The 14,356-nt window shown below is 47.0% G+C and carries 8 protein-coding genes; 5 read left to right on the top strand and 3 right to left on the bottom strand.

Features of this window, described 5'->3' with window-relative positions; translation table 11 throughout:
* Positions 1-183: 183 nt before the first annotated feature.
* Positions 184-1,803, bottom strand: a complete 1,620-nt coding sequence (gene guaA, locus JMX03_RS00105; protein ID WP_201593785.1) for a glutamine-hydrolyzing GMP synthase — start codon at positions 1,801-1,803, stop codon at positions 184-186.
* 283 nt (positions 1,804-2,086) lie between these two features.
* On the opposite strand from guaA, the gene JMX03_RS00100 reads away from it, so the two are divergent.
* The 5 genes from JMX03_RS00100 to JMX03_RS00080 all read left to right on the top strand — a co-directional run bounded on the left by JMX03_RS00100 (position 2,087) and on the right by JMX03_RS00080 (position 9,851).
* On the top strand, positions 2,087-2,317 hold the full coding sequence (locus JMX03_RS00100; RefSeq protein WP_201593784.1) for a cupin domain-containing protein: 231 nt from the start codon (positions 2,087-2,089) through the stop codon (positions 2,315-2,317).
* 31 nt (positions 2,318-2,348) lie between these two features.
* On the top strand, positions 2,349-4,208 hold the full coding sequence (locus JMX03_RS00095; protein ID WP_265090433.1) for a BCCT family transporter: 1,860 nt from the start codon (positions 2,349-2,351) through the stop codon (positions 4,206-4,208).
* A gap of 448 nt (positions 4,209-4,656) precedes the next feature.
* Positions 4,657-6,396: an FAD-binding oxidoreductase gene (locus tag JMX03_RS00090; RefSeq protein ID WP_201593783.1), complete on the top strand. Its 1,740-nt coding sequence runs from the start codon at positions 4,657-4,659 to the stop codon at positions 6,394-6,396.
* 32 nt (positions 6,397-6,428) lie between these two features.
* Positions 6,429-8,111 (top strand): glycerol-3-phosphate dehydrogenase/oxidase, encoded by a 1,683-nt coding sequence (locus JMX03_RS00085; RefSeq protein ID WP_201593782.1) that lies wholly within the window; start codon positions 6,429-6,431, stop codon positions 8,109-8,111.
* Positions 8,112-8,285: 174 nt separating this feature from the next.
* A complete protein-coding gene (locus JMX03_RS00080) occupies positions 8,286-9,851 on the top strand; it encodes an FGGY-family carbohydrate kinase (RefSeq protein WP_201593781.1) in 1,566 nt (521 codons plus the stop codon).
* 30 nt (positions 9,852-9,881) lie between these two features.
* Here the strand turns inward: JMX03_RS00080 and JMX03_RS00075 are convergent, their stop codons facing one another.
* Together JMX03_RS00075 and JMX03_RS00070 are read right to left on the bottom strand one after the other, a co-directional pair.
* Positions 9,882-11,036: a MalY/PatB family protein gene (locus JMX03_RS00075; RefSeq protein ID WP_201593780.1), complete on the bottom strand. Its 1,155-nt coding sequence runs from the start codon at positions 11,034-11,036 to the stop codon at positions 9,882-9,884.
* Between the two features lie 193 nt (positions 11,037-11,229).
* Positions 11,230-13,896, bottom strand: a complete 2,667-nt coding sequence (locus JMX03_RS00070; protein ID WP_201593779.1) for a cation-translocating P-type ATPase — start codon at positions 13,894-13,896, stop codon at positions 11,230-11,232.
* Between the last annotated feature and the right edge of the window lie 460 nt (positions 13,897-14,356).

The following is a 14,356-nucleotide window of genomic DNA, read 5'->3' as shown; positions in this document are numbered from 1 at the left end:
TGGTATCGGCATCAATCATGGCATCGCCAAACCATAATACCAGCTTTAATGCCATGCTCAAACGGTGCTTGGCGCTTCCTCCCGTTGCCAGATCGTGCCAAACACAAACAAAAAAAAGCCCGCAATTACGCGGGCTTAGCGGCATTTCATGCCATCAGGTGCCTGGCTGTGCCAGACGCGGAATCATTCCCACTCAATAGTCGCAGGCGGTTTGCTCGACACATCATACGTTACACGTGAGACCTCAGCGATCTCATTCATAATGCGATTACTCACCGTCTCAATCAAATCATACGGCAGATGGGCAAAGCGAGCGGTCATAAAGTCTACCGTCTCAACCGCACGTAGCGCAATCACCCACGCATAGCGGCGGCCATCACCGACCACGCCGACCGACTTAACCGGCTGGAATACTGCAAAGGCCTGCGCGGTTTTGTCATACCAACCTGAACGCTCGAGCTCTTGCATAAAGATAGCATCGGCTTGACGTAAGATATCAGCATACTCTTTGGTGACTTCGCCCAAGATGCGCACGCCCAAACCTGGACCTGGGAACGGATGACGATAAATCATTTTTGCAGGCAGACCTAAAGTGATACCCAATTTACGCACTTCATCTTTGAATAAATCACGTAACGGCTCAACCAACTCAAAGGCTAAATCATCTGGCAGACCGCCTACGTTATGATGGCTTTTAATCACATGCGCTTTACCTTGGTGCGACTTAGCTGATTCAATCACGTCAGGATAAATTGTACCCTGTGCTAGGAACTCAATGACTTTGCCATCGCTTTGCTCGCTGACTTGACGGGCGCTATCGGCAAACACATCGATAAAGGTTTTACCGATGATTTTACGTTTGGCTTCTGGATCAGACTCGCCTGCCAATGCATTTAAGAATAAATCTTCGGCATCGACACGGATGACTTTGACGCCCATGTTTTCTGCGAATACCTGCATGACTTGGTCGCCTTCATGAAGACGCAAGAGACCTGTATCGACAAACACACACGTCAGCTGATCGCCAATCGCCTTATGCAATAGCGCTGCTACGACTGAACTATCGACACCGCCTGACAGTCCAAGCAATACTTGCTTATCACCGATTTGCTTTTGCAATTGTTCAATACGCATGTCGATAATATTATCTGGTGTCCAATCACCCGCACAGCCACAAATCTGATGCACAAAACGACCAAGTAACACCTCACCTTGTAAAGTATGGGTCACTTCAGGATGGAACTGTAGACCATAATAATGGCGCGAGTCATCTGCCATAATCGCTACTGGACAGCTGGGCGTACTGGCGATGATATCGAAGCCTGTAGGCGCTTCAATCACCTTATCGCCATGACTCATCCACACGTCAAGCTTGGCAGTATTGTTTTCAGTCACGCTATCTTCTATACCGTCAGTGAGCTGCGACTGACCACTGATTTCAATCGTCGCTGCGCCAAACTCATGGATATCACTGGCATGAACCTGCCCGCCGAAACGATCTGCCATCGCTTGCATACCGTAGCAAATACCCAATACAGGCACGCCAAGCTCAAACACTGCATCGTTGATACGCGGGCTGTTCTCTGCATGGACACTCTCAGGGCCTCCCGATAAGATGACGCCTTTTGCGCCAAAATCGATGATACGCTGAGTATCGATGTCATAAGGGAACATCTCACAAAAAACGCCAGAATCGCGCACACGGCGGGCGATCAACTGGCTATATTGCGAGCCAAAATCAAGGATAAGGATGCGGTCTTCTTTAATCGTAGGTAGTGCAGGAGTGGCAGCGGCATTGGTCATAAATCGATGTCCATCAAGAAAAAATTAGTGGCCTATTTTAACAAGTTTAGGCCATCTATTGGCTATTAGATGACCAATTATTTGCAGTTATTGATGATTACTAGTGTTTCTCAGCAATTATTTGAATTTAAGGCGTTTAGCTAGGGTCAAGACAGTAAGCAGCGTGCAAGATAAACGCAGCAAAAACCGGCTAAGCATTTTTTATACATAATTAAATAAATAAAACCCTGCATTTATAATTACTATAGACTTAAACCAGAAGTAATCGTAATGGAGATGAATGATGAATACGCCACAACAGCAGAGGCTCAAAGGCACTCAAGATTACGTTCTAACTCAGTCTGATATCGCAGCCCATTCTAGGGTGAATAATAGCAATGCAGACGCAGTCTATCTAATGGGTGGTGACAGACCGCCGATCGATATTTGCCATTATCCAGACAGCCACCGCAAAATGTATACTGTCTATGGTAAAAGGGAGTTTGTAGACTTAGAAGATCTAGGTAAGTTATAAATTATAACGTCAAGCATAAAGAGAAAATGAAATGGATAATTCTGATGATAAGCAAAACAGTAAAAAACCTGATAAAGGTACGATCAAGCCTGAAAAAAAATACCTTCCAGATTACGTAAGAGTCAGGTCTAAGTATCACAAGCCGCCGCATCTGGGTACTTTTGATGTGGGCATGTCCATTCCGCAATGGCGACCTGACCACGTACCAGACACCCGCATCGATAAGTTTACGTTTGGCATGGTGCTCGTGATACTTTTTGGTATCGCCATCCCCTTGATACTGTTCCCCGAACAAGGTAAAACTTGGGTCGGCATAGCACGTGCTTTTGTCACTGATAACTTTGGCTTTGCCTACTTAGGCTTTGGTGTGCTAGCCATGCTGTTCGTGATTTACATCGTTTTCTCTGATATCGGCAAGATTAAACTGGGTCGCCCAGAAGAGACGGCTGAGTTCTCTAATGGCTCATGGGCGGCGATGCTATTTTGCGGCGGTATTGGTGCCAGTATTTTGTATTGGGGCTTGATTGAGTGGGCATATTATTATCAAAGCCCGCCTTTTGGTATAGAAGGTGGCACGCCTGACGCCATCCGCTGGGCAACCACTTACGGTATGTTTCACTGGGGGCCTGTGGCATGGGCGATCTACTTAGTACCCGCCATTCCCATTGCTTACTTTTATTATGTGCGCCAGACTCCAGTGCTCAAAGTTAGCCAAACTTTGATGCCATTATTGGGTGAAAAGCTGGCGGGTAGTAATTGGGCAAAGATGCTCGATGTCCTGTTTGTCTTTGGGATGGTGGGCGGCGGTGCGACGACCTTGGGTCTGGCCTCACCACTGATTAATGAGGGTTTATATAATTTATTTGGCTTACCACGTAACATCACTATGCAGATTGTGGTGTTGTTAATTACTACCATGATTTTTGCTTATAGTGCGTATCAAGGTCTTAAAGGCGGTATTCAAAAACTCTCTAATATCAACTTTTATTTGGCAGTTGCCTTCTTATTATTCGTATTGGTCGTCGGACCTACGGTCTTCATCCTAAACACAGGTTTGGAGGCCATAGGTCGTTCTATCACCGAGATGCCGCGGATGATGACCTATGTCGAGCCCTTTAAAAACTTTCAAGAATTTGGCTTTGAAAACATCACTTTCCCGCAAGATTGGACCGTTTTCTATTGGGCGTGGTGGTTGGTATTTGCACCGACTATCGGACTGTTTATCGCCAAAATTTCCAGAGGGCGCACCATTCGTAATATGGTCGTAGGCTCGATGTTTTACGGCTCGCTTGGCTGTGCGATGTTTATGATCATCCTTGGCAATTATGGTTTATATTTGCAAATGACTGGCGCAGTTGATGTCGTTGGCATCTTAAATAACGAATCCCCGACGGCTGCTATTTTCTCAATTTTAAATAGCCTGCCAATGTCTTATGTCGTGGTCGCCGTGTTTACCTTTTTAGCCACCATCTTTACCGCCACTACTTTTGACTCGATCTCTTATATTCTAGCCTCTGTGGTACAAAAAGAAGTCGATGATGAACCGCACCGCTGGAACCGTCTGTTTTGGGCATTTACCTTGTGCTTATTACCTGCGATCTTGATGTTCTTAGGCGATCTACAGACCTTGCAGACCGCGTCTATCATCGCTGGTGCGCCACTTATTATCATTCTATCGATGATGATGGTATCGGTGATTAAAGCCGCGCGCTATGATTTGGCTTATCAACCAGATTATAACTTGAAAACCATTCATATCGAAGAGCTGCCAGATAATGCGCCTTGGGAAGAAGGGGAAACCTCAGAATCTCTTGAAGGCTCAGTATTACAGCAGAGTGAGGAATGGGAGCAAATGCGAGAAGATACGGAAAGTGCCAGAAAAGACGAATAAGTGAGCACTTTTTAAGTTATTGGTATTTTCAGGTGTTGATAGATAGGCTGGACTACGTTCGTAGTTCAGCCTTTTTATTTTTATGTCTTAACAATCTATAACAGCTTTACTTTTGATCAGCTAGAGTTCCTTAACCCTGTAAACGCGTTTATAAATCGCAATCTCATAAAAAATAGTTGCTTGTTCTATGGTATTGTATAATCATTATTATGGTATTAGTTTATAATCAGTCTTATTACCGTTAGTTCTGCTAATTGTCAGCCATAGTCAATCCACTATAAAAGAGTGACAGCGCTAACCTCGTTTGAAGTATTATTTATACATCTGTGCTCAGTTGCCTGATGCCTCTTTTAGATTGAATCAACTGTATTATTAGATTAACGCTATACCAGCCCTAGCCAAACCCTCATTCAAAATACAATTATTATAAATCGACAGGTTATGTCATATGAGCAAAATTAAATCACTTACTCCTAAAAGTATTGCGCCAGAATCAGCGGCAATCTCTACTACTGACAATGTTGAGCTAAATGCCACCTCAGAAGGCAATACCCCTGCCAATACGCCTATTGAGCAAACCCGCTGGAATGGTTGGGGCAATGTCAACATTAATAAAAAAGTCTCGCCACACGGTGCAAAGCTGATTCGGTCACACATCGGCAAGACCAAAAAACTCAAGTCTATCAGCTTACAACAGGTGCTCAAAACCGTCCCAAAATCGCGCTTGCCTGCTGCCATCATCGAACTTGATATAGTCTCTATTGATAACGAGGTCAGACTCAGACATGCTCGCGGTCAAAGCTTCCCAGACTGGATAGCCATGCACAGCGGTGACTTTGAAGTCTATCCTGATGGCGTGGCGCATCCGCAATCGACCGCTGATGTTGAAGAACTATTAAAACTAGCCAGCGAGCATGACCTCATTGTCATTCCTTTTGGCGGTGGCACCTCAGTGGTCGGCCATATCAATCCACAAAAGGGCGCTCGCCCAGTATTGACCATCGCCATGAGCAAGATGGATCAGCTTATCGATTTAGATACTGAGAGCCAAATTGCGACTTTTGGTGCAGGTACGCAAGGGCCAGCAGTCGAAGCACAGTTGGACGAGTACGGCTACCGCTTGGGACATTATCCGCAGTCTTGGGAGCTGTCAACGCTTGGCGGCTGGATTGCAGCGCGTTCCAGTGGTCAGCAGTCGCTAGGCTACGGGCGTATTGAGCAGATGTTTGCGGGTGGAACACTCGTCACTCCGCAAGGAGTACTCAACATCGCTGATATCCCAGCGTCATCAGCAGGGCCTGATCTGCGAGAGATGATGATGGGCACTGAAGGCCGCGCCGGTATTTTTACTGAAGTCAAAATGTGCGTGCAGGCTCAGCCAGAAGAAGAGCTATTCAAGGTAGTGTTTTTGCCCAATTGGGAGGCGGGTAAGGAAGTACTCAAACAAGCGGTGCAAAAAAACATCAAACTCTCGATGCTACGCCTGAGCAATGCGGTTGAGACTGATGCACATCTGCATTTGGGCACCTCTCCCAGTCAGTTTTTGGCCATTAGCACTTACCTAAAGGCGCGCGGAATGAGCACAGATAAAGTTATGCTCACGTACGGGGTAACAGGCGATAAAGCACAAAACAAGCTGGCACTGACTCAGTTCAAGCAGCTATTAAGGCAGTACGGCGGCGTAAGTGGCAAACTGGCCAATCTGATGGGCAGCATATGGGCGCATGGACGTTTTAAATTCCCTTATCTGCGCGGCACCTTATGGGAAAAAGGCATCATGGTCGATACCTTTGAGACCGCGACCAACTGGAGTAATATCGACAAGCAGATGCAGCAGATGCAACAAGCGGTACAAACCGCTCTGGCTGATGAAGGCGAAGCAGTCATGGCATTCACTCATATCTCGCACGTCTATAAGCAAGGCGCCAGTCTCTATACCACCTACTTCTTTCGCGCGGCCAAAGACCACGCCAGCACCTTACAGCGTTGGCAAAAAATCAAACAGGCTGCCAGTATCAGTCTGGCCAATGGTGCAGCCACGATATCGCACCAACATGGCGTTGGCCATGATCATGCGCCATACTTAACTGCCGAAAAAGGCGAGCTGGGTATTCAAGTGACCCGTGATATGCTGAAAAGCTTAGACCCTGAGCAGCGTATGAACCCAGGGGTTTTGCTTGAAAACTAAAACATAAAAATGACAATTAAGATGACAAATTTATGAACCAAAGCAAACAGCGCCAGCAAGCACTTGCTCCCCTAGCACGTTCAGAACCTTGGGATATACTGATTATCGGTGGCGGTATTACGGGCGCTGGTATTGCTCGCGAGGCAGCAAGGCGCGGCTTAGAAGTGTTACTTATTGAACAAAAAGACTTTGCTTGGGGCACGTCTAGCCGTTCAAGCAAAATGGTACATGGCGGGCTACGCTATATTGCCTCGGGCGACTATAAAACTACCTTGCTGAGTGTCCGTGAGCGTGAACGTATGCTCAGTGAAGCAGGCGGTCTGGTCAACGAGATGCACTATGTCATGCCGCATTATAAAGGCAAGTTTCCACCGCCATGGATGTTCAACACCTTGCTGCGAGTCTACGATAAACTCGCGGGCAAACGCTATTTTACCTACTTTAAAAAGGACGCTTTTTTGCGTCTGAATCCTCATATCAAGCAAGACAAGTTTTTGGGTGCTAGCCAATTTAGCGATGCAGTGACCGATGACTCACGCCTAGTGATGCGCGTGCTGGATGAAGCCATTCATGACGGGGCGCAGGCGATTAACTACCTCAAAGCCGATTCATTACTTACCGATGAGCAAGGTTTGGTCGTGGGCGCAAGGCTACAAGACACCGCTGCCATAACCAACGACAATGACTCGACTTCTTTAACCCTTAACAACGACGCCTCAACTTACGACATTCATGCAAAAGTCGTCGTCAACGCAACGGGTGCATGGGCAGACACGTTACGGATGCAAGCCAACACTCAGACGGAACAATCATTTCGTAAGCAAATTCGTCCGTCTCGTGGCAGCCATTTGGTGGTCAGTCAACAGCGCTTACCCATCAATCAAGCCTACACCCTACTGCACCCTGTCGATAAACGGGCTTTGTTTGTCTTTCCATGGGAGAATCGATCAGTCATTGGTACCACAGACTTGGATCATCCGCCTTTAGACGATGAAGAGGTCGGTATCACCAGCGCAGAAGTGGATTATTTATTGGAAGCGACAAATGATCTCTTTGATCATGCCAATCTGAGCCGAGAAGATGTGATTAGCACGTGGGCAGGTGTGCGTCCGCTCATCTCAGAGTGCGGCAATGGCAAGCGCGTCAGCCCTAGTAAAGAAAAGCGTGACCATAGCGTCTGGCTAGATAACAACCTAGTGACCGTTAGCGGCGGCAAGCTAACGACCTTCCGCCTTATCGCTCTTGATGTTCTAAAGGTGTGCCAACAGGTGCTCGCGCTTGATGAGTCAGCTATTCAGGATGAGGCGTCGTATAGCAGCCAAGTCTTTAGTAATCCAACCCCAACCCATCCCAAGTTTGCGACTATGCCAACTGACTTACAACAGCGCTTGCAAGGGTTTTATGGTCTACAGCTTGATACCTTACTTGAGCTGGCGCATGACGATGATTTGGCTTACGTGACCGACAGCAATACCATCTGGGCAGAGATTCGCTTTGCCGCGCGCTGTGAACAGGTCATTCATTTAGATGATTTATTATTGCGGCGGACGCGTTTAGGTTTAATACTACCAAATGGCGCGATGACACCATTAATTAGTGCCAGACTAAAGCAAATATGTCAGCAGGAGCTGGGCTGGGATGAGCAAAAATGGCAGCAAGAAGTCAGTCGCTACACCAGTTTATGGCAGCGTTATTATCACTTGCCTGTAGCTTAATGGTTTTCTAGGTTATTTTGAAATCGATACAGTGCTGCTGGAACAAATTTTGTGTAGCCTCTGGAGTGACGAAGTCACACAGCAAGCAAGGAAAATTTGTACCAGTAGCACGCTACCAGCGCCTCATATTTTAAATGAGCCATATATTTATTCCCCACATAGTTAAGGACGACTATGACCACCCTTGATGACCCTATTTATTTCTTAGCTATCGACAATGGCACTCAAAGCGTCAGAGCACTTATCTTCGATCAATTTGGTAATGAGATCAGTAAAGCCCGCGTCCCTATCGAGCCGTATTTCTCCGAGCAGCCCAATTATGCTGAGCAGCACGCCGACTATTATTGGCAAAAGTTAAGTGAAGCCTGCCAGCAGTTATGGCAAACGAGCACTATCACTCCTGAGCAAATCGCAGGCGTCAGTCTCGCCACCCAGCGCTATACCATGATCTGTCTGGATAAGGATAAACGGCCTCTACGCCCTGCTATTGTATGGATGGATTTACGCCGCGGCGAAACCAACGATATTGGTTTCCTGAATCCCCTGACCAAAGTCATTGGCATGGGCGAGCTGGTACAAGAAGCACAGCAAAAAGCGCGCTGTAACTGGCTTGCCCATCACGAGCCTGAGATGTGGGCAAAGACTGCCCATTACGTCAATCTATCAGCGTATCTCACCTATCAGCTCACAGGTATACTTACCGACTCCACTGGTCACGCCCTAGGCTATCTCCCTTATGACTATAAAGCGCAAACGTGGCTGAAACCCAACAATATCAAGTGGCGCTTATTCAGCTGCCGACCAGAGCAGATGCCCAAGATCGTACCACCAGGACAAGCGCTCGGGCATATCAGTACCAAAGCCGCCAAAGCTACTGGAATTTTAGAAAGCACACCCATGATTGCAGCCGCTAGCGATAAAGCCTGCGAAGCATTGGGTTCGGCAGGTCTCGCTGCCGACACTGCCTGCTTAAGCTTTGGCACTACTGCGACTATTAACACCACCTCGAGCAATTATGTCGAGATCCTCAAGCACATGCCCGCCTATACCGCTGCCGCGCCAAATTACTATAACCATGAGTATATGATCTATCGCGGCTTTTGGATGGTCAGCTGGTTCAAAGAACAATTTGCCCAATATGAAGCTCAGCTAGCAAAGACGCAGGGGGTCGATACCGAAAAGCTCCTCGATGCAGCGGTCAAAGACATTCCAGCAGGCTGCATGGGGCTGATGATGCAGCCATACTGGTCGCCCGGCGTCCGTCATCCAGGTGTTGAGGGCAAAGGCGCGCTCATTGGTTTTGGCGATGTGCACACGCGGGCACACGTCTACCGCGCTATCTTGGAAGGGCTGGCTTATGAGCTCAAACTGGGCTTTGATACTATCGAGAAGCGCACAGGCAAATCCATCAAACACCTGCGCGTCTCTGGTGGTGGCTCACAAAGTGATTCAGCCATGCAGCTCACTGCCGATATCTTTGGTATGCCCGCCTATCGTCCACACACTTATGAAGCTTCAGGTTTAGGCGCTGCTATCAACTGCGCGGTGGGGCTCGGCGTCTATCCCGACCATTTAGCCGCGACGCAAGCGATGACTCATTTGGGCGATGAGTTCTTGCCTATTGAGGCCAATGTCCAGCTCTACAAACGCCTTTATAACGAGGTCTATCTAAAAATGTACGAGCGCTTAAAGCCCTTATATCAAAGCATCCAAGATATTACGGGGTATCCTGCCAAGTGAAACTAATATTAACGTCTTATAGCTTGTTTATTAATTATCACCAAACGCCGAATAAATACGATTCAACCCTTCTCTCAATAGCGCCTCAGGACACGCAACATTAAGGCGCATTTTCAAATGCCCCTCATCACCATATTTAATCCCCGCATTAAGCTCAACTTTAGCGGCTCTTAATTTATCATAAAGCACTTGATTATCATCCCCATACGCCGAGCAGTCCAGCCAAATCAAATACGATGCCTCAGGACGCATGACCTTAATATCAGGCAAATGCCCTGCTAAAAAGTCTATCGTAATCTCAATATTTTTTTCAATATAAGCCAGCACCTGCTCAAGCCATTCGCCGCCATGCTCATAAGCGCTTTGCATCACGGTATATGCAAATAAATTGAGCTCATACTCATCATTTAAATTCTGTTTCTGGCTGATTTTTTTGAGTAACGCCTCATCCTTAGCAAAGATCATCGAGCCTTTGATGCCCGCTACGTTAAAGGTTTTGGTCATTGAGGTTAGGCTGACCACTTTATGTGCGTAACCTTCTACTAGCGTTAAAAACGGTGTAAACGTATGACCGCTCAAAGTTAAATCTTGATGAATCTCATCACTGACAATCGCTACCTCATGCTTTTTGCAAAGCAAAAGTAGCGCCTCAAGCTCATTCCTCGTCCATACGCGCCCGCCAGGATTATGCGGATTGCATAACAAATATAACTTAATCTCATGCTCGACTATCTTGGCTTCGATGTCGTCCAAATCTAGCTGGTATTTACCCTCGACTTCTTTTAATGCAGATGTCACCAGCGTGCGATTATTTTGCTGGGCCTTGGTCATAAATGGCGTATAAATAGGGTCATTGACCAGTACCGCATCGCCTGCTTCGGTAAATACCTGCATCATCAGCGCCAAGCTAGGCACGACCCCTGGTGAGAACAAGATATTCTCTTGAGTCAGCTGCAAATCATAACGACTGCCATGCCAATTAATAATTGACTCGTACAAAGCCGCAGTAGGTTTGGTATAACCCAATATGCCATGCTGCGCCACTTGTTCAACTGCGTTTAAGATAGGCTCAGCCGCTTTAAAGTCCATATCCGCCACCCATAACGGAATCGTGTCATCGTTATAATGCCATTTAAGAGATCCTGTATTACGTCTGTCAATTATCTCATCGAAGTTGTATTGCATTGGCATATTCCTTAAAGGGTGGTTTATTTAATATCAACTATAATTGTTTCAATTCAAAAAGAATACAGTGCTACTGGGATGCTCACTTTTAAGTGCAGGTTGCGCAGCCTCTGTCGGCGTAGACACAGCACGCAAGTAAAACTTATACCAGTAGCACGCTTAAATTACAGTCTCTTTTTATATTTTAAATCAACTACATCTTCTCATATCTGATAAACAACTTAGACAACTCTTTGAGTACAAATGGAATCAACGACAATCCCAGCGCAATAAGCCAATCTTGCATCTCTAGTGGTTGAACCTTGAAGGCATCGGCCAATAATGGCACGCTAATCACCACTATCTGCAAGGCAAAACCAAACACCACCGCGGCGACCAAATAAGGATTGGAGAACAGTCCTAACTTAAAAATAGACTTGGACTCATGGCGCAGCGCCAACGAGTAAAATAACTGCGAGCCTGCCAGCACCAAAAAGGTCATGGTGCGCGCATGAGCGAGCGCACTTTCAGGGATATCGCGTTGCCCTAAATGATAACCCTCTTCGCTCAGGCCAATATAAAAAGCTACTAAAGCCAAAGCCCCAATTAGCACCCCGCCTATAATCGCTCGAAACCCCACCCCACCTGCAAAGAAGCTCTCTTTAGGGTCACGTGGTTTGTCATTCATCACCTCTTTATCAGGCGTATCGACGCCCAGCGCAATCGCGGGGAATGAGTCGGTAATTAAGTTAATCCACAAAATCTGCGTGGCTAATAAAGGCAGCGGCCAAGCAAAGATAATCGCCACCAAGATCGTAATGACCTCACCAAGGTTACAAGATAACAAGAAAACTACCGACTTCTTGATATTCTTATAGATGTTTCGTCCCTCTTCAATCGCATGAACGATGGTAGTAAAGTTGTCATCGGCCAAAATCATGTCGCTGGCACCCTTGGACACATCGGTGCCGGTAATGCCCATCGCCACTCCAATGTCAGCAACCTTTAGCGCTGGCGCATCGTTGACCCCGTCGCCGGTCATCGAGACGATATTGCCATGCGACTGTAAGGCTTTGACGATGCGTACTTTGTGCTCTGGGCTAACGCGCGCAAACACGCGGTAGTTAAGCACTTCTTTGTTAAAGACTTCTTCACTCATCTGATTGATCTCAGACCCTGAAATCGCCTGTGCGCGCTCTGATGCCATATTCAATTGCTTAGCAATCGCAAAAGCCGTATCAGGATGGTCGCCAGTAATCATAACCGCGGTAATACCCGCCTTTTTCGCCTCAGCGATAGAGTCCTTGACCTCCTCTCGCGGCGGATCCATCATTCCGACGATACCGACGAAGACTAAATTCTTCTCCATCTCTTTGGGGTCAATGATCTCATCGACGTTTTTATAAGCGGCGGCGAGCACTCGCAGCGCCTTTTTCCCCATCGCTGTTGATGCTTCTATAAAGGCCGCTTGATGCGCCTCGGTAATCGCCACCTCCTTGCCATTGTCCAACACATGGGTACACAGCGGCAGCACTCGATCCATTGCCCCTTTGATATTCACTCGATAAGCTGTATCCACCTGGTTTAAGGTCGACATCAATTTGCGCTCAGAGTCAAAAGGTTGCTCATCGATACGTGGACACTGCACCTCCGCTTTTGATTTGATTAAACCCGCCTTTTGCGCATAAGCTACTAGCGCAATTTCGGTTGGGTCGCCAGTTTCCTCTCCCTCAATTGAGGCATCATTACAGAGTAAAAAACTGCGTGCCATCAAATGCTCATCGGCGCTCAGCTCAACACAAGCTTCAGATTTTACAACTTGTTCAGGGATGGTTTTATTACCCACTAAGGTAAAATGCTCCACCACCGTCATGCGGTTTTGCGTCAGCGTGCCCGTTTTATCTGAGCAAATAATGTTCACCGACCCTAGCGTCTCTACCGCTGGTAGCTTTTTGATAATGGCGTTAATCTTCGACATCCGTGTCACGCCCAGCGCCAATACAATCGCCACAATCGCTGCCAAACCCTCTGGTATCGCCGCCACCGCCAAGCTAATGGCAATCAAAAACATATCAAAGGTATCTCGACCCTGAAATACACTAATTACCAAAATGAGAACCGATACCCCAACCGCCATCAGACCCAGCACTTTACCCAATTCATCCAAGCGCCTTTGCAATGGGGTCTCGGTGTCGTCGGCACTGTCTAAAATGCTGGCAATCTTGCCCATCTCGGTTTGCATGCCAGTGGCGATAACTACCCCTTCGCCGCGCCCATAAGTGGCGGTGGTCGAGCGAAACGCCATATTGGCACGGTCGCCGATATTGATGTCCTCATTATCGATAACCACGCTTGCGTCTTTGTTCGCCGCCACCGACTCGCCTGTCAGGGCAGATTCTTCAATTTGCAAATTCGATGATTCAATCAAACGTAAGTCAGCTGGGATAAAGCGCCCAGCATTTATAAGCACTACATCGCCGGGCACTAAGTCTTCTGAATCAATCTCTTGGCTTGCGCCCGCGCGGCGCACCATGGTTTGAGGATTGGACATTTTTTGTAGCGCCTCAATCGCCTGCTCGGCTTTGTACTCTTGCACCACGCCGATGATGGCGTTGATGAGCACCACGGATAAAATAATAATACTGTCGGTATATTCGCCAATAATAAAAGTAATCACCGTCGCCGCCAGTAGCACATAAATCAAGGTGTCTTGCATTTGTGCAAAAAACATCGCCATTAGGCTTTTCTTTTTGGTGCCCGCAATCTTGTTTTTTCCATATTTCTCTAACCGCGCCGCTACTTGCTGCTCGCTTAGCCCAATGGACAGGTCGACATCCAATTCGTCTTCGACTTGCTGCGTCGTTTTGTTGTGCCACATCATTGCCTCACTTATCGTTGTTATTATCTGTTGATGGCTAGTCCACTATGATACTAAGGATATCAGAGCAAAAATGTAATATTCGTTAACGGCTAGTTTAGGGAGTGGATTGAAAATTGGCTGATGGATGCAAAAGCTCAAGATAAAGTCAGAGCCATATATTTTTTAGGCAAAAAAATACCACCTTATTTGGTGGTTGTGGAGTTTGGTTGGCTTAGTTTGGAGGAAGCAGTTTTTGGAGCTAATCCTGCCTTTTGCTATTATCTGCCAGTCTAGGCAAGGCGGGCGTTGTCGTTTGAGCTGTTCCTGTTACCTCGATATCATCTCAAAACGACACGCCCGCAGCTTGCCTAGCCCGTCAGGATAACCTTTAAAAACTCTCATTTAAGAGAGTTTTCCTTGCGAGCCTAAAATTGTAGTACAATTTTTTTACGGCTCTCATGTCAGGGCTAAACCGCGCCCC

Origin of the sequence: Psychrobacter fulvigenes, assembly GCF_904846155.1 — a bacterium.
Lineage (GTDB): Bacteria > Pseudomonadota > Gammaproteobacteria > Pseudomonadales > Moraxellaceae > Psychrobacter > Psychrobacter fulvigenes.
The sequence above is the reverse complement of the archived record's forward strand: the minus strand, read 5'-3'. Positions and strand labels throughout refer to the sequence as shown.

What these genes read in the sequence shown, in the direction of transcription:
- guaA (WP_201593785.1), bottom strand. Translation starts at nt 1,803, where the DNA reads ATGACCAATGCCGCTGCCACTCCTGCACTACCTACGATTAAAGAAGAC.
- JMX03_RS00100 (WP_201593784.1), top strand. Translation starts at nt 2,087, where the DNA reads ATGAATACGCCACAACAGCAGAGGCTCAAAGGCACTCAAGATTACGTT.
- JMX03_RS00095 (WP_265090433.1), top strand. Translation starts at nt 2,349, where the DNA reads ATGGATAATTCTGATGATAAGCAAAACAGTAAAAAACCTGATAAAGGT.
- JMX03_RS00090 (WP_201593783.1), top strand. Translation starts at nt 4,657, where the DNA reads ATGAGCAAAATTAAATCACTTACTCCTAAAAGTATTGCGCCAGAATCA.
- JMX03_RS00085 (WP_201593782.1), top strand. Translation starts at nt 6,429, where the DNA reads ATGAACCAAAGCAAACAGCGCCAGCAAGCACTTGCTCCCCTAGCACGT.
- JMX03_RS00080 (WP_201593781.1), top strand. Translation starts at nt 8,286, where the DNA reads ATGACCACCCTTGATGACCCTATTTATTTCTTAGCTATCGACAATGGC.
- JMX03_RS00075 (WP_201593780.1), bottom strand. Translation starts at nt 11,036, where the DNA reads ATGCAATACAACTTCGATGAGATAATTGACAGACGTAATACAGGATCT.
- JMX03_RS00070 (WP_201593779.1), bottom strand. Translation starts at nt 13,896, where the DNA reads ATGATGTGGCACAACAAAACGACGCAGCAAGTCGAAGACGAATTGGAT.